This is a genomic window from Agromyces binzhouensis (genome assembly GCF_042672355.1).
Lineage (GTDB): Bacteria > Actinomycetota > Actinomycetes > Actinomycetales > Microbacteriaceae > Agromyces > Agromyces binzhouensis.
Window position 1 is genome coordinate 213081 of the sequence record NZ_JBHXVJ010000002.1, and the last position, 19365, is coordinate 232445.

A 19365-nucleotide genomic window follows, 5' to 3' on the forward strand; every position below is an offset into this window, starting at 1 on the left:
TTCCCTTCGGACCGGTCCTGTGCGAGCATGGTCGGCACCCGCTCCCGACATCGCCGGCGCGCCCTCGAACCGGCGGAGCGGTCGCACCCGACATCCCGACGGAGGAAATCCCGTGACCGAGCTCCTGCGCAACTTCATCGGCGGCGCCTACGTCGACGCGCGCACCGATGAGACCCTCGACCTCGTCGACCCCGCGACAGAGGAGGTCTACGCGAGCGCGCCGATCTCGACCGCTGCCGACATCGACGTCGCCTATGCCGCCGCATCGTCGGCGTTCGAGCAGTGGGGCGAGACGACGCCGGCCGAGCGCCAGCTGGCGCTGTTCCGCATCGCCGATGCGATGGAGGAACGCGCGGAGGAGTTCGCCGACCTCGAGTCCCAGGACACCGGCAAGCCTCGAGCGACGCTGGTCGCCGACGAGATCCTGCAGTCGGTCGACCAGCTCCGGTTCTTCGGCGGCGCGGCCCGGAACCTCGAGGGCCGAGCGGCCGCCGAGTACCTCGCCGACCACACCTCGTTCGTCCGTCGTGAGCCGATCGGCGTGATCGGCCAGGTGGCGCCGTGGAACTACCCGCTGAACATGGCCGTGTGGAAGATCGCACCCGCGATCGCGGCCGGGAACACCGTCGTCCTGAAGCCCTCGGACACCACGCCGCTCGCGACGCTGAAGCTCGCCGAGGTCGCCGCCGAGTTCCTTCCGGCCGGAGTGCTCAACGTCGTGACCGGCGACCGCGCCACCGGCGCGGCCCTGCTCCAGCACGCCACCCCCGAGATGGTCGCCATCACCGGCTCGGTCCGCGCCGGCATGGAGGTCGCACGTGCCGCGGCATCCGACCTCAAGCGCGTCCACCTCGAACTCGGCGGCAAGGCGCCCGCGATCGTGTTCGACGACGTCGACCTCCAGTCGGCCGCAGAGGGCATCGTGTCGGCCGCGTACTTCAACGCCGGACAGGACTGCACGGCGGCGACCCGAGTGCTGGTGCACGACTCCGTGCACGACGAGCTCGTCGCGGCCCTCGTCGAGCGCATCCGCACGAGCGCACGCACCGGCGGGCCCCGAGAGGACGGCGTGTTCTACGGGCCCCTCAACAACCCCACCCAGCTCGCCAACGTCTCCGGGTTCATCGACCGCCTGCCGGACCACGCCGACCTCGCCGTCGGCGGCCGGCGCCAGGGGGATCGCGGCTACTTCTGGGAGGCCACCGTCGTCACCGGCCTGCGCCAGGACGACGAGGCGGTGCAGCGCGAGATCTTCGGGCCGGTGCTCACCGTGCAGGCGTTCCGGGAGGAGCGCGATGCGCTCGCCATGGCGAACGGCGTCGACTACGCGCTCGCGGCGTCCGTGTGGACGCGCGACCACGGCCGGGCCATGCGGTTCGCCAAGCACCTCGACTTCGGCTGCGTGTGGATCAACACCCACATCCCGTTCGTCTCCGACATGCCGCACGGTGGATTCAAGCACTCCGGGTACGGCAAGGACCTCTCGCAGTACGGATTCGAGGACTACACGCGCCTGAAGCACGTGATGAGCTTCATCGGCTGAACCGGCCGCTCGATGCCAGACTGGACCCCATGGTCGATGGTGCGGTGCGCCGCCGGGACGAGCCCGGTTCCCCGGAGTGGGACGTCGTCGTGGGCTCCCGCTTCATCGCGGCGATCGCGGCGCCTGCGCCGGACCGGGTCCTGACGCGGCTCGCCGAGTGCGCGGGCCGCGACCCGCTCGAGCTCGAGGAGCTCGTGGCCGGCATCCCGATGGGCGCGGGCGGCGTCGAGCACTTCGCGCTGGTCTGGTGGCCGGAGTCGGGCGACCCGATCACCGCGATCGTCCGCGGCGACGCCGTCATCGACCTCGCGTCGCCGGGCGGTGCCCGCCGACTCGATTCGCGCGGGATCACGCCGTGGCACCTCGCCGAGTTCACCGCCGTCACCCGCCTGCGCGTCGCGGGTGCCGCATCGCCGCTCGACGAGGTGCGGCAGGCCGGCCTCCGCGGCACGCCGATGCCCGCCGAGCGCGCGTCCTTCCGTGCGTCGGCCGTGGAATGGTCCTGGCGCGACGCCCCGGTCCGACCCGGTTCACGCGCCGGCGACCCCGAGGTCGACACGAGGCTCGCTCGGCCGTCTCGTGCGACCCGGGAACGGCGCGGGCCGACGTCCGGGGTCCCCACGGCGCCCATGCAGGTCGTCGACGACGACACCGTCCGGTTCGTCCGCGGGAACGCCGCCGACGCCGACACGGTCCTCACGAGCTCGGCTCGGGCGCAGCTCGCCGAGCGGCGCGCAGCAGACGGGCCGACGGATGCCGCGGCATCCCTCGCACCGGTCCCCGCCGGGCCCGGGCAGTCGACTCCGCGCTACCGGGTCGTGGGAGGCGAGGTCGGCGAGGTGTCGGTTCCGGTCCTCATCGGCCGGAGCCCGAGCGCCCCGCGGATGGCGACCGGGGAGGTCGCACTCGTCCGCGTCCACTCCCCGGCCGGAGTGGTCTCGGCGACGCACCTCGAGCTCCGCATGGAGGGCGACCGACTCGTCGCGGCGGACCTCCGCTCGACGAACGGGACCGTGGTCCGGACGGCCGCAGGGCAGCGCAGGCTGCGCTCCGGCGAATCGCTCGTGGTCACGCCGGGCACGAGCCTGCAGCTCGGAGGGGATACGATCGTCGAGATCCTCCCGGCGCTCGGGAGCGTCGACGCATGAACTCGATCGGACACTGGGGGACCGGGTGACGCAGATCGGCAACGGCAACAGCCGTCACTCGGTCGTGCTGCCCGACGGCACCGAGGTGACGCTGGCCTGGGCGGCCGCGACCGACACCGGCCTGCGGCGCGCCGTCAACGAGGACAGCTTCGTCGCGCAGGTGCCGCTGTTCGCCGTCGCCGACGGGATGGGCGGGCACGCGGCGGGCGACTTCGCCAGCGCCGCGGTCGTCACGCGGCTCGCCGAGCACGGCGGCAAGTCCTCGATCGGGACCACCGAGATCGACGGTGCGCTGAAGCTCGCGGTGCGCGACATGGGGCGCGGGGCCGGAGTCACGGACGAGGGGAGTGGGACGACCGTGACCGGCGTCGCACTCGGCGTCATCGGGGACGAGCCGGCGTGGATCGTCTTCAACATCGGCGACTCGCGCGTGTACCGCCTCGTCGGCGGCGTGCTCGAGCAGCTCACGGTCGACCACTCGATCGTGCAGGAGCTGGTCGACGCCGGCCAGATCACGCGCGAGGAGGCGGAGACACACCCGCACTCGAACGTGATCACGCGAGCGGTCGGGTTCCACGAGGCGCCGATCCCCGACTACCGGGCGATCCCCGTCGAGGAGGGCATGCGCATCCTGGCGTGCTCGGACGGCCTGACCAAGGAGCTCACCCCCTACGGCATCCGACACTTCCTCATCTCGGGCCGTTCGCCCGAGCAGGCCGTGCGTCAGCTGGTCGAGGCGGCGGTGGGCAACGGCGGACGCGACAACGTCACGGTCGTCGTGGTCGACGTGCTCCGTGTGGTCCGGCCGTCCACAACCGCCGACGAGGACTGATCCCGCACGATCCACCCGACCTAGAATTGGGGCGACACCCGAGGCGTCCAGGCGCCGAGGTGACGTATCGCACAGAGGCTGGCGGGAGGATCGTGTCGAGGAGACTGCCGTCGACTCCGCCCAACCTGCCCGGGTTCTCGTTCATCCGGGTCCTCGGATCGGGCGGCTTCGCCGACGTGTTCCTCTACGAGCAGAACATGCCGCGGCGGCTGGTCGCCGTGAAGGTCCTCCTCGCCGAGGTCGTCAACGACGAGGTGCGGCAGATGTTCCAGGCCGAGGCGAACCTGATGGCGCAGCTGTCGAGCCATCCGTCGATCCTCACCGTCTACCAGGCGAGCGTCGCCGCCGACGGCCGGCCGTACCTCGTCATGGAGTACTGCTCGGCGACGCTCGGGCAGCGCTACCGTGCCGTGCAGCTCCCGCTCGCCGAGGTGCTCTCCATCGGCGTCCGGATCGCGAGCGCCGTCGAGACCGCGCACCGTCAGGGCGTGCTCCACCGCGACATCAAGCCCTCCAACATCCTGACGACCGCGTACGGCCACCCCGTGCTCTCCGACTTCGGCATCGCCGCCACACTCGGGCAGGCGGAGGCGAGCGATGCCGTCGGGCTCTCCGTGCCGTGGTCGGCCCCGGAGGTGCTCCTCGACGAGGTCGCCGGGACCGTCGCCAGCGAGGTCTGGTCGCTCGGCGCGACGGTGTACTCGCTCCTCGCCGGGCGCAGCCCGTTCGAGGTCCCCGGCGGCGACAACGGCACGGTCGCCCTCGTCGGCCGCATCGAACGGGCCCGGGTCCCACCGACCGGTCGACCCGACGTCCCGCGGACCCTCGAAGCCGTGCTCGCCCGTTCGATGTCGAAGCGACCGACCGACCGGCAGGGGAGCGCCCTCGAGTTCATCCGCGACCTGCAGGCGGTCGAGGAGGAGCTCGCGCTCCCGCAGACCCCGCTCGAGGTCGCGATGGACGACTGGGCGCTCGCGACCGCGGTCGACCTCGACGAGCGCACGCGCATCGGCGCCGGCACGAGCGTGACCACCGCGTCGGGACGATCGCGTCGCCGCCGTGCCGGGGCATCCGCACGCCCCGTGCCTCGCAGCCTCGACCCGCATTCGCAGGGCTCGCTGTCCGGCCGGGGTCGCAGCACGCCGCCGTCGACCGGGCGGCTCATCCTCGGCGTCGCCATCGCCGCCGCGGTGTTCGTCGGGCTGGTCGTCGCCGGGCTCCTGACGGTCGCCGGCAGCGCCCGCGACATCCCCGTCGTCGCGGACGTCCGAGCCAGCACGGACGGCGCCACCGTCGACTTCGCCTGGGACGACCCGGGCCTGCGGCAGGGCGACGCCTACATCGTCACCGTGCAGGGCGAGTCGTCCGCGCCCCAGCGGGCGGCCGAGTACGCCGTCACCCTGGACGATCCGGGGACCGTGTGCGCCACGGTCACGGTCTGGCGCGACGGCAGGACCGGTGAGCCCAGCGCCGAGCGCTGCGCCGAGGTCGACGAGGTGCCGCGATGAAACTCCGGAGCCTCTGGGCGCGGCGGCGTTCCGCGATCGTGACCGGTGCGTCCGTCGCAGCGGTCGCGGCGCTCGTGGCCGGGATCGCCGTGGCCTCCGGTGGCTACACGGCGCAGCGGATCGACCTCGGCGATGCGTCCGTGTGGGTGTCCAACGACGGACTGCAGACGGTCGGTCGCGCCAACACCGCGGTGCACGAGCTGAACGCCGTGGTCGACACCGGGGGAGCGCGATCCGAGGTCGTCCAGAGCGGCGCCACGGTGCTCGTCATGGATCGCGATCGCGCCAGCGTCGGCATCGTGGACCCGACGACGTCGACGGTCACCGCCACCGTGGCCGTCCCGGGCGACGCCGAACTCGCGCTGGCCGGGGACCTCGTCGTCGTCACCGCCGACGGCGACCTCTGGGTCTGGCCGGTGGAGGAGTTCGCCGCCTTCGACGCGGAGGCCGACCCCTCGCTGTCGTTCGGGGCCGGGTCGGTCGTCTCGGTCGACGCGTCGGGGCGCATCCTGGCGTTCACGCCGACCACCGGCGTCGTCTCGCGCGTCTCGGCCGCGGACCCCGATCGGACGCAGGCGACGTGGGAACTCGATCCGCTCGACGAGGACGCCGCGACGCAGATCACCTCGGTCGCGGGCAGGTGGGCGATCCTCGACGAGGATGCGGCCGTCATGACGTTCGAGGGCGGGGCGAGCACCTCCCTCGAGGGACTCGCCGACGCCGGCGACGATCCGGTCCTGCAGCGGCCGGCCACGACGGGCGCCGCCGTGCTGCTGGCCACGCGCGAGCGACTGCTCGAGCTCCCCTTCGACGGTTCGGACCCCGCAGAACTGTCCGGCGACCACGGCGGGGAGCCCGCCGCACCCGTCATCCATGAGGACTGCCGCCATGCCGCGTGGGGCGACGGCACCGCCTGGCGGGACTGCGTCGGCGGATCCGACTCCGAGGTCGGCCTCGACGCCGACGGCGTGCTGTCGCCGGACTTCCTGGTCAACGGCGAGACGGTCGTGCTGAACGACCGGCGGTCGGGCTCGACCTGGGCGGCATCCGGCGACTACGGCCTGATCGACAACTGGGACGACCTCCTCGCGATCGAGCGCGACGATGAGACGGTCGAGCAGAACGATCCGGATGCGACGCCGACGATCGAGAAGGCCCAGGTGGCGCCGGTCGCGCTCGACGACGAGTTCGGCGCCCGACCCGGACGCGCCACGCTGCTGCCGGTGCTGCTGAACGACTACGACGCCAACGGCGACGTCCTCGTCGTGTCGGCGGTGGACGGCGAACTGCCCGACGGCGCCCGGCTCGACCTGGTCGCCGACCGGCAGCAGGTGCAGGTGACCCTCGGCGAATCGGCACAGGGCGCGTTCGAGTTCGGCTACACGATCGACGACGGACGCGGCGGGAGCGCGCGAGCGCTCGTCGGCATCACCGTCCGGCCGACGGAGGAGAACGAGGCGCCCCGCCAGGTCCGCGAGAGCCGCGCGATGGTCGAGCAGGGCGGGCGCGTCACGACGGCCGTGCTCGGCGAGTGGGTCGACCCCGACGGCGACCCGATCTTCCTCCGACGCGCGAGCGTGGACGCCCCTGACCGGGTCTCGTCGACGGCCGACGGCGTCGTCGTGTTCGACGAGGCGGGCGACGGCGCGTCGCGAACCGTCTCCCTCGCCGTCTCGGACGGCCGCGACGAGGGCGTGGGCGCCATGGTGGTGGCCGTGCGAGCGCCCGGCGAGGCGCCGCTCATCGCCGAGTCGTTCGTGGCCCTCGCCACCGCCGGGGAGGAGATCGAGCTCGAACCGCTCCGCCACGTCCGCGGCGGCACCGGCATGCCGCACCTGACGGCCGTGCCGTCGAAGCCCGGGGCGGTGATCACGCCCGACTTCGACGCCGGGACGTTCCGGTTCCGGACCGACGACGTCCGCACGCACTACCTCGAGTACACCGTCACCGACGAGGGACGAACGGCGACCGGTCTCGTCCGAGTCGAGGTCTCGGCGCCGCCTGAGCGCGACACGACGCCGGTGACGGTGCCGCACACGGCCTTCCTCCGTCTCGAGCAGCCGATGGAGGTCGACGTCCTCGCGTCCGACATCGACCCCACGGGCGGCCTGCTCATCATCACCGGACTCGCTGACCCGGTCGACCCCGCGCTCCGGGTCGAGGTCGTCGAGCACCGCGTCCTCCGGGTCACGCTCCTGCAGCCGCTCGCGACCGGCTCCACGACCTTCGACTACCGGGTGAGCAACGGCCTCGCCGACGCCGTGGGGTCGGTCACGGTCGTGGAGGTGCCGAGGCCCGATCGGTTCCAACCGCCCGTCGCCGTGGCGGACACCGCGTCGGCGCGAACCGGAGACGTCATCGACATCCCCGTGCTCGACAACGACGAGCATCCCGACGGCGACCGGCTGACCCTCTCGCCGACGCTCGTCGCGGAGCCCGAGGCCGGTCTGCTCTTCACCTCCGGATCGCGCCTGCGGTACCACGCGCCCGACCGGCCGGGCGAGTTCGAGGCGGTGTACCGCGTGGAGGGACCCGACGGCCAGTTCGGGACGGCGTCGGTGCGCATCACCGTCCGGGACGCGGATGCGGAGAGCAACTCGCCCCCCGTTCCGCGCACCGCCACGGCGCGCGTCCTCGCCGGCGGGACCGTGCGCATCCCGATCGCGCTCGGGGGGATCGATCCCGACGGCGACTCGGTGCAGCTCATCGGCCAGGAGTCCAACCCCGAGCGCGGCACCGTGGTCGATCGGGGTTCGGATTGGCTCGAGTACCACGCCGGCGAGTACTCGGCGGGCACCGACACGTTCGCGTACTCGGTCGTCGACGCCCTCGGCGCACGGGCGACGGGCACCGTTCGGGTGGGGGTCGCGCCCGGACTGGAGGGGGCGCGGCATCCGGTGGCCATCGAGGACGAGGTCACGGTGCGGCCGGGACGGACCATCGCCGTCCGCGTCCTGGAGAACGACACCGACCCGGACGGGTCGGCGCTGCGGCTCGTCGGCGTCGAGGCGAACACCCCGGGGACGGTCGTCGAGCAGGACGACGACATGGTCGTCGTCGACGTCCCGAGCGGTCCGGGAGTCCACGGTGCGATCTACACCATCGAGAACGAGCGCCAGGCGACGGCGTCCAGCTACGTGCGCATCACGGCCGACCCCGACGCGCCGCTCAGCCGGCCCGAGGCGGCCGACGTCGTCCTGAGCCTCACCGACGTGCTCGACGAGGAGGAGGTCGAGGTCGACGTCCTCGACGAGGTCTTCATCGCCGATGCGGATGCCGCCGACGCGGAGGTCGCGCTGGTTCCGGGGTACGCCGACGGAGCCCGCGCCTCCGGCGGCACCGTGCACGTCGAGGTCCAGGATCGGCGCCGCATCGTGCCCTTCTCCGTCGCCCACCCCGACGACCCCGACCTGCGCGCGTACGCATTCATCTGGGTGCCCGGGCGAGACGACGCGCTGCCGCAGCTCCGCAGGGACGCTCCTCCGGTCGAGGTGACGACCGGCGAGGAGGTCGTCCTCGACCTGGAGGACTACGTCGTCGCCGCATCCGGCCGCCCGGTCCGACTCACCGACGCGGCGACCGTGCGCGCATCGCACTCCGACGGGAGCGATCTCGCGGTCGACGCGGACACGGTGCGCTTCCGCAGCGAGGCCGGCTACTTCGGGCCGGCGTCCATCTCCTTCACGGTGACGGACGGCGATTCCGCCGACGATCCCGAGGGGCGCACCGGCACGATCGTCATCCCGATCGACGTCACGCCGAAGGAGGGTCAGCCGCCCGCGTTCGACGGGGGCGTGATCGACTTCGAGCCCGGCCAGGAGAAGGCGATCGACCTCGAACGCCTGACGAGCCTCCCCGGCTCCGAGGACGCCGAACTCGAGTACCGCATCATCGGCGACCTCCCCGACGGATTCGGCGCCGCCCTCGAGGAGACCGAACTGCGCGTCCGCGCGTCGGAGTCGACGCCGCAGGGCACGCGCACGTCGATCACCGTCGGCGTCTCGGCCGACGGCGTGGAGGGGACCCCCGGCCGCATCGAACTGCGCGTCGTGCCGTCCACCCGGCCGATCGCGCGACCCGCGCCGGACGTCGCGGTGGCACCGCGCGGGCTCACGACCTCGGTCGACGTGCTCGACAACGATGCCGCGGGCAACCCGTTCCCGGGCACGCCGCTCCGCGTCCTCCGCGTTCGCGGGCTGGGAGCCGAGAACCTGCCGGCCGGGCTGGCGGTCGTTCCCGACGCGGACCGGTCGCGCCTCTCGGTCACGGTCTCACCCGGTGCCGAACCGGTGAACACCACGCTGGAGTACCAGGTCGCCGACGCCACGAACGACTCGAGTCGCTACGCGTGGGGGACGGTGACGATCTCCGTCCAGGACCGGCCGGATCCCGTCACGGAGGCACGCCTGACCGCGTTCCGCGACGGCGAGCTGGACCTCGCATTCGGCGCGGGAGCATCGAACAACTCGCCGATCGAGGCCTACCGGATCAGCCTGCTCGACCCCGACGGCGGCGCGGAGCTCGCCGCGTCGGAGTGCGCGGCGACCACCTGCACCGTGCCCACGCTCGGCAACGGCCCCGCAGCGGCGGTGGTGGTGCGCATCCAGGCGCGCAACGCGATCGGGCTCGGCGACCCGGTGCAACTCCCGACGCCGGTCTGGTCGGACGTCATCCCGCCGGCCGCGACGGGACTGCGAGCTGTGCCGCTCGACGGCCGGCTCCGCGTCGAGTGGGTGCCCGTGTCGACCGGGTCGGGGAGCCCGGTCACGACGTACGTGGTCTGGATCGCCGGTTCGCCGGTCGAGGTGGACGCCGATCGCGCCTGCACGGCGTCGGTCTGCTCCGTCGAGTCGCAGGGCCTGGCGAACGGGAGTTCGGTGGGCATCACCGTCAGCGCGCGCAACGGGGCGCTGCCCGCGCTCGCCGCGTGGACGGAGGCGAGCACGACCGGCACGCCCTTCGGCGCACCGATCGCCGGGGGCATCTCGGTCGACGCCGATCCCGCTGCCGGGACCGTCGTGGTGTCGTGGTCGCCCTTCGACGGCAACGGCGACGGCATGGGCGGATACTTCGTGCAGCGCCTCGTCGAGGGCGAGACCTCGGTCCCCGGGGGAGCCCAGGCCTGTTCGGTGACGAGCCCTGCGCCCGGTTCGGTCGTCGCACCGACCGTCGGCGGCTCGGTGGCCGAGATGGTCAGCGTCGGTCCCGGCGCTTCGAGCGTCCAGTTCACCGGGACCAACGTCGAGGCGGCGCGATACGGCTTCGTCGTCTGGGGCTGGAACCGAGCCGGTTGCGTGCCCACCGACGTGGCGGCGACCGTGGTCCGTCCGGCGCCCGGCGCGATCTCCGGTGTCCGGAGCGGCATGGACTGGTCCAACCCCGAGACGTGGGACCGGTACATCGACGACGTCGACGGCGGCACGAAGCGACTCCAGATCGTCGCGGTCGACGCGGCCGGCGCCCAGGTCGGCTCGCCCAAGGACTTCTCGGGTTCCGGATGGCTGCGGCAGCTGCTCAATCGTCCGTTCGGACAGACGGCGCGCTTCCAGGTCCGCAGTTGCACCGTGTGGGGCACCTGCGGCCCGTGGTCCGGCACGTTCCCGGGCGAGGAGTCGCCGACGCTGACGTTCGCGCTCCCGGGCCGGACGTACGACGGGGCGACCGCGACCTGGTCCTGGACGGCCGCGCCCGCGAACAACGGCCTCCCGGCCGCGTTCCGCTGCGGCGCCGACGGCGACCGGGTCGGCCGCACCGCCCAGAGCGCGACCTCCTGCCAGGTCAACGGCGCCAAGCCCGGCGACCTCGTCTGGTTGGATGTTGAGGTCGCGGGCGTCACCGCGAGGTTCGAGTCCCGATGAGTCCCACGAGGAGCACCGCATGACCATGACCCCCGAGGACGCCACCCGTTTCGCGTCGAACCTCGATGAGCTCGTGGGAGCGGTCGAGGAGATCCTGCTCGGCAAGAACCGCGTCATCCGCCTCGCGTTCACCGCGCTCCTCAGCGAGGGCCACCTCCTCCTCGAGGACGTCCCCGGCACGGGCAAGACGTCGCTGGCGCGCGCCATGGCGCAGTCGGTGGCGGGTTCGAGCAACCGGGTGCAGTTCACGCCCGACCTGCTCCCCGGCGACATCACCGGTGTCTCCGTCTACGACCAGCGGTCGGGCGCGTTCGAGTTCCACCCCGGCCCCGTGTTCGCGAACATCGTGCTCGCCGACGAGATCAACCGCGCAAGCCCGAAGACGCAGTCGGCGCTGCTCGAGGTCATGGAGGAGGGCCAGGTCACGGTCGACGGCCAGACCCATCGCGCCGGCCAGCCGTTCATGGTCATCGCCACGCAGAACCCCGTCGAGCAGGCGGGAACCTACCGGCTTCCCGAGGCGCAGCTCGACCGGTTCCTCATGCGGACCTCGATCGGGTATCCCGATCATGCATCGACCATCCGCATCCTCGAGGGGACCGACCAGCGCGCACACGACCACAGGATCGAGCCGCGCCTGGACGCCGACCAGATCGTCGAGATGGCGGCGCTGGCGCGCACCGTGTACGTGGACCCCACCATCAACGACTACGTGTCCCGACTCGTCGACGCGACCCGCAGCGCGACCGAGGTCCGACTGGGGGTCAGCGTCCGCGGCGCGCTCTCCCTCGTGCGTGCCGCGAAGACCCACGCCGCCGGACGCGGACGGCACTACGTCGTACCCGATGACGTCAAGGCCCTCGCCGAACCGGTGCTCGCGCACCGCCTGATCCTCGACCCCGAGGCGGAGTTCGACGGCGTGACGGCATCGAACATGATCGCCCAGGTGCTGATCGAGACGCCGCCGCCGTCAGCGAGGCAGGCCGGGTGACCTTCCAGACCCGCACGTCGATCCCGGAGGAGGCCGCGAAGCAGGGCCTCCTCGCGGTGACGATCGCGCGCGTGGTCGTGGCGGCTCGGCGAGCGGCATCCGTCGTCGAACGGTGGACGCGCGCGGGGCGCAGCGTGGTGACGCCCCTCGGGTGGGGTGTGCTGGCGGGATCCGTCGTCGCCCTGGTCCTCGCGTACGGGCTCGGATGGCTCGAACTGGCGATCCTCGGGTGGGGCGCGGTCGTCGTGCTCGCGGCCGCGTCGGCGTGGCTCGTCGGCCGCGGCGCCGGCGCCATCGAGCTCACGCTTCCCGTGCCGCGGGTGGCGGTCGGGGAGTCCGCGGAGGCGCGCCTCGTCGCGCACAACCCCGGGCGCCGACGCTTCTCGGGCGCGCGGCTCGAGATCCCCGTGGGGCGAAGGGTCGTCTCGCGGTTCGTGCCCGCGCTGCCCCGCGGCGGAACGTTCGACGAGCGCGTGGCGATCCCGACGGAACGGCGCGGCGTGGTCGAGGTCGGCCCCGTGCGCACGGTGCGCGCCGACCCGGTCGGGCTGATGCGACGCGAGATCGTCTGGTCCGACGTGCGGATGCTGCACGTGCACCCTCGTACGGTCGCCGTGTCCGCACTCAGCACGGGCTTCCTGCGGGACCTGGAGGGTTCGCCGACGCGCGACCTCACGGCGAGCGACATCGCGTTCCACGCGCTGCGCGAGTACCAGCCCGGCGACGACCGTCGGTACATCCACTGGCGGAGTTCGGCGAAGACCGGCACGTTCATGGTCCGCCAGTTCGAGGAGACGCGACGCAGCCGCCTGATGGTGCTGCTCGACCTCGCGGCGGACGCGTACGAGGACGCGGAGGACTTCGAGCTCGCAGTGAGCGTTGCGGCGTCCATCGGGGCTCGCGCCATCCGCGACGCCAGGAGCCTCGCGTTCGTGGTCTCCGGCCGGGAGCGCCTGCGGCGCGAGCCCGCGATGCGCGGCGAGCCCGGCGCGAGTCGCGGGGCCTCGGCGGCGGCCGTCGCCGGCGGCGGTGCGTCCCGACGCCGGCAGCCGGCCATCGCGGAACTGCCGACGGCGTCGCGCGACCGGCTGCTCGACGCGCTGTGCCTCGTCGAGGCCGACGACCGCGCGTCGAGCCTCGCCGACACCGCACGCGCAGCGGCCGAGTCGGTCTCGGGAGTGTCCCTCGCCTTCGTCGTCACCGGGGGCGCACGTTCGGTCGCCGACCTCAGGCAGGCGGCGTCGCGCCTCCCGCTCGGCATCGAGGCCGTGGCGGTGCGCAGCTCCGCGGAGGGCGAGGCGACGGCACGATCGGTCGGCGGACTGTCGGTCTACGGGATCGGCTACCTCGAGGACCTGACCGCGATGCTCGCGAGGACGGCGTCCGTCGCATGAGCACGGCGACCGGCGCACGCCGCGCGAGCTCCGCGCAGGATCGGACGCGCGCCCGGATCGCGGGCGGCAGCCTCGGGTCCGCGATCGTGAGCACGGTCATGATCGTCGCGGTCGTGGCGACGGCCATGCTGCCGTGGTGGCCGATCTACGAGAGTCCGGCGTTCGTGCACGCGGCCGGGGTGGCGATCCTCGCCGGAGCCGCGATCGGGTTCGCCGGCGCAGCGTGGGCATGGCCCTCGTGGGCGGTCGCATCCGCGATCGCGGCGGCCTACCTCGTGCTCGGCGTGCCCGTGGCCGTGCCGACGAGCGCATACGCGGAGGTCCTGCCGACCGCCGAGGGACTCGTGGAACTCGTCGCCGCGGTGGCGCTGTCCTGGAAGCAGCTCGTGACGATCTCCGTCCCGGTCGGCTCCTACCAGTCGCTGCTCGTCCCCCCGTTCCTCCTCGGGCTGATCGTGACCGCGACGGCCGTGACCATCGCGTTGCGCACGGCGCGAGCGTCAGCGGCGCTGCTCCCTCCCGCCCTCCTCCTCGTCGTCGGCGTCGTGCTCGGCGTCGTCCACGACGAGGTGGCCTTCGAGGCGGGGGTCGCATTCCTCGTGGCCTCGATCGCCTGGCTCGTGCGCGTGGGCATCGCGGAGCGTCGGAGGGCCGTCGTCGAACGCTCCGGCGAGTCCGCCCTCGCGGACGTCCGTCGGATCATCGGTGCGACCCTCGTCGCGGCCGTCGCCCTCGTGGGCGCGACCGCGGCCACGCTCGTGCTCCCTCCGGGGCCACGGGACGTGGTCCGCGCGGAGCTCCGCCCGCCGTTCGAGCCGAGCGACTACGACAGCCCGCTCGCCGCGTTCAGGGCGGCGTTCGCGCCCGAGGTCGCCGATGTCGAGATGCTCCGGGTCGCGGGCCTCCCGGCGGGCACGGGGCTGCGGATCGCCACGCTCGACACCTACGACGGCATCGTCTACTCGGTCGGCGACAGCGACCGCTCCGGCGCATCCGGGCAGTTCTCGCGGCTGCCCTACCGGCTCGACCAGTCGGCGACGCCCGGCGAGGCGGTTCGGCTCGACGTCGCCGTGCTCGCCTACGACGACGTCTGGGTGCCCGGTGTCGGCCGTCTCGAGCGCATCGCGTTCGCCGGCGAGCGAGCGAGCACGCTCGAGGACGAGCTCGCGTACAACGACGTGACCGGCACGGCCGCAGTGCGGTCCGGCCTCGAGCGCGACGATCGGTACACCGCCGACTCGATCGCCTGGATCGAACCGGTCGACCTCGCCGAACTCCGTCCCGGTGGCGCGATCCTGCCCGATTCCCCGGACCCTCCGGACGCGCTGCTGCGTCTGCTGGACCGCTGGACGAGATCCTCCGACGAGCCGGGCGTGCGGCTCGCCGGAATCATCGAGGGCTTCCACCGCGAGGGGTACGTGAGCCACGGCATCGGCGAGGACGAGGTGCCCAGCCGTTCCGGGCACGCCCTCGACCGGATCGCGGAGCTCGCCACCGCGAAGCCCATGGTCGGCGACGGCGAGCAGTACGCCGTCGCGGCGGCGATGCTCGCGCGATCCATCGGCTTCCCGACACGTGTCGTGGTCGGGTACCTCCCGTCGGGCGACGACCCGGCCGTGGACGGCGACGTGGTCTTCCGCAGCCCGGACCTCCAGGCCTGGATCGAGGTCCAGGCCGACGACGGCGCGTGGGTCTCGGTCGATCCGAACCCGGAGGTCCGGCCGATCCCGGAGCGACAGCCCGACGAACCGACGGTGGTCTCGCGACCGCAGTCCGCGCTCCCGCCCCCGGAGGACCCGACCCCCGTCGAGGACCGCGCCGCCGAGCCCGACTCCGGCTCCGACGATCCCGATCGCGGCGCGGGGTGGCTCGACGCGGTCCTGGCCGTCCTCCGCGTCGCGGGCATCGTGCTCGCCGCGCTCGCCCTGCTCGCCAGCCCGTTCCTCGCGGTCATCGCGGCGAAGGCCCGTCGGCGGCGGCTGCGCCGGCAGGCGAGGACGCTGGAGGGGCGCATCGAAGGCGGGTGGGAGGAGTTCGCCGACCAGGCGACCGACTACGGATACCCCATGGCGCAGACCGCCACGCGCGCCGAGCAGGCCGCCGTCGTCGGCGGCCTGGGCCCCGCGGTGCTCGCCTCGGTGGTGGATCGGGCCGTGTTCGGGCCCGACGGCCCCGGAGACGGCGACGACGAGCGGGTCTGGGCGGCAGTCGCTGAACTGCAGCGCCGCATGGACGAGCCGCTCTCCTGGCTCGAACGCGCGAGGGCGCGCGTCTCGCTCGGGTCGCTCGGCGGGTACGCTGGCTCGCGGAAGGGAGCCGGGACGTGAACTGCCGGATCTGCGGTGCGACGTTGCCCGACGGGGCGATGTTCTGCGGCGAGTGCGGAAGCTCGACCTCCGCGACGCCTGAATCGCGGCGGCCGCACGACCCCCGGCCCGGAGACACCTACGTCATCCACCGGTCCGATTCCGGCGTGCTGAGCGTCCCGCTCGGCGAGACGCCCGATGCCGGCCGACAGGACTCCGTCGACGTCCTCGGTTCCGAGCGGGACGCGGAGTCGTCGGATCCGGAGATGGCGGCATCGGAGCCGCCGTCCGAGTCCGAGGCGGCGCCATCCGCTCGTTTCGTCCTGACCTTCACGACCGGCGAGGTGGTCACCATCCGGGGCAGCGGACTGGTCGGGCGCCGACCGCTCGCCGAGCCGGGGGAGTCGTTCGACCACCTCGTGCAGATCGTCGATCGGGGGCTGTCGGTCTCGAAGACCCACCTCGAGTTCGGGGAGCACGAGGGCGACCTGTGGGTCGCGGATCGCTTCTCCGCGAACGGCACCGTCGTCCGGCGCCCGGGCGAGGGCGGCGTCCGATGCGAGCCGGGCCGCCGAGTGCTCGTGCCGAGGGGCAGCCGCGTGGAGATCGGCGAGCAGGCCTTCGTCGTGGCCTGACCGCGGCGGACCCGTCCTCCACGGGCGCTGCGGCGTACCGGTGATCCCGCGCGTCCTCGCGCGAGGCGCGGATGCCGGCCGGGCTCTGATCTGCTCGAGGCATGACGGATGCGGCAGCGACGAGCCTCGACGCGCTGCCGGCGCTGCACCTGCCGCCCGCGCCGCCGGAGCCGCCGCGTCCGCCGTTCCCGTGGATCGCGACCGCCGCGCCGGTCGCAGGGGCACTGGCGATCTGGGCGTTCACGGGGTCGGTCCTCTCGCTCGCCTTCGCCGCGCTCGGCCCGCTCGTCGCGATCGCCGCCACGCTCGACGCGCGTCGGAGCGCGCGGCGCGCACGCCGGACGCATCTCGTCGACCGCGAGGAGGCGCTCGGGCGGCTCCGGGCGGAGGTGGCACGGCGCCACGACCTCGAGCGCGCGGCGGCATGGCGGGAGATGCCCGCCGCTCGCTCGCTGCCGGATCGCGGTGCTCCGGCCTGGGGGGCGAGGCCGCCCGAGGCGGTCGTGATCGGATCGGGCACGGTCGCGAGTCGCGTGACGATCGAAGGCGCGCCGGGGGAGGATCCGGACGCCCTCCGCCTGGTCGCCGGTGCCGCGCTGCTCGCCGACGCACCCGTGCTCGTGACGCTCGGGGGCGGAATCGGCTTCATCGGGGAACCGGCGCTGGCGCGGGCCGCGGCGCGCGCCGCGATCCTGCAGGTCGCAGAGGCGACCGATCCGTCGAGCTGCCGCGTCGCCGGGCCCACGGCGGGCTGGGAGTGGCTCGCCGCCCTCCCGCATCGGGCTTCGGGGGCGGGCGCCGCAGTCCTCCGCGTCATCGAGGCGGATGCCCGAGCCGACGGCGCCCATGCGCCGACGACGCCCGTCCGAGCGAACGACCGCGACGGCGAAGGCGACCTGGTCGCGATCGCGTCCGACGCCGCGTCCCTCCCGCCCGGGCTGCGAACCGTGGTCCACGTGACGACACCGCGACATGCGCTCGTCCAGGTCACCGGCGCGGCCCCCCGCGCGGTCGTGCCGGAACTCCTCTCCGTGGCGGAGGCTCGGAGCGCGGCGGACCGGCTCGCCCGGGTCGCGACGCGTGCGGGCATCGCATCGGGTTCGCCGGTACTCCCGGACTCCGTCGGGCTGGGCGACCTCCTGCCGGCTCCGGATCCGACGGCGGATCGCTCGAGCCTCGCTGCGACCGTCGGCGTCGGCTTCGGCGGTCCGCTCGTGATCGACCTCGTCGCGGGCCCGCACGCCCTGGTCGCGGGGACCTCCGGCAGCGGCAAGAGCGAACTCCTCGTCGCATGGATCGCGGCGATGGCCGCACGCCACGCGCCCGACCGGGTGGCGTTCCTGCTGGTCGACTTCAAGGGCGGCGCGTCGTTCGAGCCGGTCCGCGGGTTGCCGCACGTGACCGGCCTGGTCACCGACCTCGACGAGGACGAGGCGGCACGCGCGGTCGAGAGCATCCGGGCGGAACTGCGTCATCGGGAGCGCGTGCTGGCCGCCGCACGCGTGCGGAGCATCGCGGAGCTGCCCGGCGATGCCGACCTCCCGCGACTGGTCGTGGTCATCGACGAGTTCCAGGCGATGATCGAGCGCTTCGGCGACCTCGGCGCGGTGATGGCGGATGTCGCGGCGCGCGGCCGATCGCTGGGCGTGCACCTCGTGCTCGCGGCGCAGCGCCCGAACGGCGTCGTCCGGGAGCAGGTGAGCGCGAACTGCGGCATCCGGGTGTCCCTGCGCGTCCTCGAGCGCGCCGACAGCGTCGCGGTGCTCGGTGTCGATCGCGCCGCCCGGCTCGACCCGGCCCGCCCCGGGCGCGCCCTGGTGGATGCCGGTGACGCCCGGGTGGTCGAGTTCCAGTCGGCGCTCGCGGACCGCGAGGCGATCGCCCGGATCGCCGCGCGGCATGCCCGGTCCGCGCCGCCGCGCCGGCCATGGCTCGATCCGCTGCCGTCGTGCATCACTCCGGATGACGTCGACGCGGTGCTCGGCACGGGCGCGGCCGACGTCGGTCGCGACGGCCCGACCGCGCCGGGCCGGCTGCTGCTCGGCGTCGCCGACGAGCCCGCGGCCCAGCGTCGTGCCGCGGTGACGTGGACCCCCGAGGTCGACGGGGCGCTCATGCTGCTCGGTGCACCGGGTTCCGGGCGAACGGCCCTCCTCGAGGCGCTCGCGACCCAGGTCGCGCGTCGCCTGGGCGAGGCCGCCGTGCTGCGCCTCGAGGGCCCGCGCAGCGCAGTATGGGATGCGCTCGTGATGCTCCGACGGCACGCATCGGGATGGCGTCGGCCCGACGAGGACGCACCCGACGTGCGGCTCGTGGTGGTCGACGACGTCGACCTGCGCTTCGCGGGGTGGCCCGAGGAGCACCGGCTGGCTGCGCTGGACACGCTCGGGGAGCTCATGCGGGCGACCCGCGGGGGAGGACCCGCACTCGCCCTCGCGGCAGGTCGCACCGCCGCGCTCGGCGCGGGCCTCCGCGACGCGGCGGCTCGGCACGTGCTGCTGCGGCACCCGAGTCGCGCCGACCTGGTCCACGCCGGCGGCGACGGTCGCCTGCATCGCGCCGACGCCCCTCCCGGCGCCGGTCAATGGCTCGGACGCCCGGCGCAGTTCCTGCGCGCGGACCGCACGGCGCCCGCCGCGCCGCGGATCGAGGCCCCGCCACTCCGTCTCGACCCCGCACGTCCGGTCGCGGTCGTCTCCGCGCGGCCGGGTGCGGACGCCGACGTGATCGGCCGGATCGCTCCGGGAATCGAGCTCTTCCGCCTCGCCGACGGCCCGGAGGCCGTGCGGCGTGCCCAGCATGCGATCGACGAGTCGTCCGCGGAGGTTGGCGTGGTCGTCGTCGGCGACGCCGACGCCTGGGCGGCGAACTGGAGCCTCGCGGCCGCCGCCCGGGCGAGGGCGGAGCTGGTCGTCCATGGCGGGAGCCAGGAGCTGCGCGTCCTGGTCCGCGACGCCGGCCTGCCGCCGCTCCTCGACGTCGATCGCGACCAGTGCTGGCGCATCCGCTCCGACCGGACGACGGAACGCGCGGCGTGGCCTCCGGCATGACGACGAATTCCACCTGTCGTGAGCCGGTATGGGTACTGATTCCGTGCGTGACGTTCGCAGAAATTAACGATTTGGACATCATCTGCTGCTTTCCGCCACG

General features: G+C 73.6%; 10 protein-coding genes. All 10 read left to right on the top strand.

Annotated features, from left to right (window positions below):
- Window positions 1–112: 112 nt before the first annotated feature.
- The 10 genes from ACFVHK_RS04720 (at window position 113) to ACFVHK_RS04765 (ending at window position 19265) form a co-directional block, all read left to right on the top strand.
- Window positions 113–1543, top strand: coding sequence for an aminobutyraldehyde dehydrogenase (locus ACFVHK_RS04720; protein ID WP_376927825.1), 1431 nt, complete (start codon window positions 113–115; stop codon window positions 1541–1543).
- 29 nt (window positions 1544–1572) lie between these two features.
- On the top strand, window positions 1573–2691 hold the full coding sequence (locus tag ACFVHK_RS04725) for an FHA domain-containing protein (protein WP_376927826.1): 1119 nt from the start codon (window positions 1573–1575) through the stop codon (window positions 2689–2691).
- Window positions 2692–2716: 25 nt separating this feature from the next.
- The gene (locus ACFVHK_RS04730; protein ID WP_376927827.1) at window positions 2717–3523 is read left to right on the top strand and encodes a PP2C family protein-serine/threonine phosphatase; all 807 of its coding nucleotides are present in this window, start codon (window positions 2717–2719) and stop codon (window positions 3521–3523) included.
- Between the two features lie 92 nt (window positions 3524–3615).
- On the top strand, window positions 3616–5031 hold the full coding sequence (locus ACFVHK_RS04735) for a serine/threonine-protein kinase (RefSeq protein ID WP_376927828.1): 1416 nt from the start codon (window positions 3616–3618) through the stop codon (window positions 5029–5031).
- Window positions 5028–10889 (top strand): Ig-like domain-containing protein, encoded by a 5862-nt coding sequence (locus ACFVHK_RS04740; RefSeq protein WP_376927829.1) that lies wholly within the window; start codon window positions 5028–5030, stop codon window positions 10887–10889. The genes ACFVHK_RS04735 and ACFVHK_RS04740 overlap by 4 nt, the downstream gene beginning before the upstream one ends.
- Before the next feature lie 19 nt (window positions 10890–10908).
- Window positions 10909–11880, top strand: coding sequence for an AAA family ATPase (locus ACFVHK_RS04745; RefSeq protein ID WP_376927830.1), 972 nt, complete (start codon window positions 10909–10911; stop codon window positions 11878–11880).
- Window positions 11877–13274 carry a DUF58 domain-containing protein gene (locus ACFVHK_RS04750; RefSeq protein ID WP_376927831.1) on the top strand — a complete coding sequence of 466 codons (1398 nt, stop codon included), beginning with the start codon at window positions 11877–11879 and terminating at the stop codon, window positions 13272–13274. Before ACFVHK_RS04745 ends, ACFVHK_RS04750 begins: the two co-directional genes overlap by 4 nt.
- Window positions 13271–15601 carry a transglutaminase-like domain-containing protein gene (locus ACFVHK_RS04755; RefSeq protein ID WP_376927832.1) on the top strand — a complete coding sequence of 777 codons (2331 nt, stop codon included), beginning with the start codon at window positions 13271–13273 and terminating at the stop codon, window positions 15599–15601. Before ACFVHK_RS04750 ends, ACFVHK_RS04755 begins: the two co-directional genes overlap by 4 nt.
- A gap of 146 nt (window positions 15602–15747) precedes the next feature.
- A complete protein-coding gene (locus tag ACFVHK_RS04760) occupies window positions 15748–16215 on the top strand; it encodes an FHA domain-containing protein (protein ID WP_376927833.1) in 468 nt (155 codons plus the stop codon).
- A gap of 101 nt (window positions 16216–16316) precedes the next feature.
- Window positions 16317–19265 (top strand): FtsK/SpoIIIE domain-containing protein, encoded by a 2949-nt coding sequence (locus tag ACFVHK_RS04765; protein ID WP_376927834.1) that lies wholly within the window; start codon window positions 16317–16319, stop codon window positions 19263–19265.
- Window positions 19266–19365 lie beyond the last annotated feature (100 nt).

Bases quoted from the DNA above. Each gene is read 5' to 3' on its own strand.
- ACFVHK_RS04755 (WP_376927832.1), top strand. From the start codon at position 13,271: ATGAGCACGGCGACCGGCGCACGCCGCGCGAGCTCCGCGCAGGATCGG.
- ACFVHK_RS04725 (WP_376927826.1), top strand. From the start codon at position 1,573: ATGGTCGATGGTGCGGTGCGCCGCCGGGACGAGCCCGGTTCCCCGGAG.
- ACFVHK_RS04740 (WP_376927829.1), top strand. From the start codon at position 5,028: ATGAAACTCCGGAGCCTCTGGGCGCGGCGGCGTTCCGCGATCGTGACC.
- ACFVHK_RS04745 (WP_376927830.1), top strand. From the start codon at position 10,909: ATGACCATGACCCCCGAGGACGCCACCCGTTTCGCGTCGAACCTCGAT.
- ACFVHK_RS04765 (WP_376927834.1), top strand. From the start codon at position 16,317: ATGACGGATGCGGCAGCGACGAGCCTCGACGCGCTGCCGGCGCTGCAC.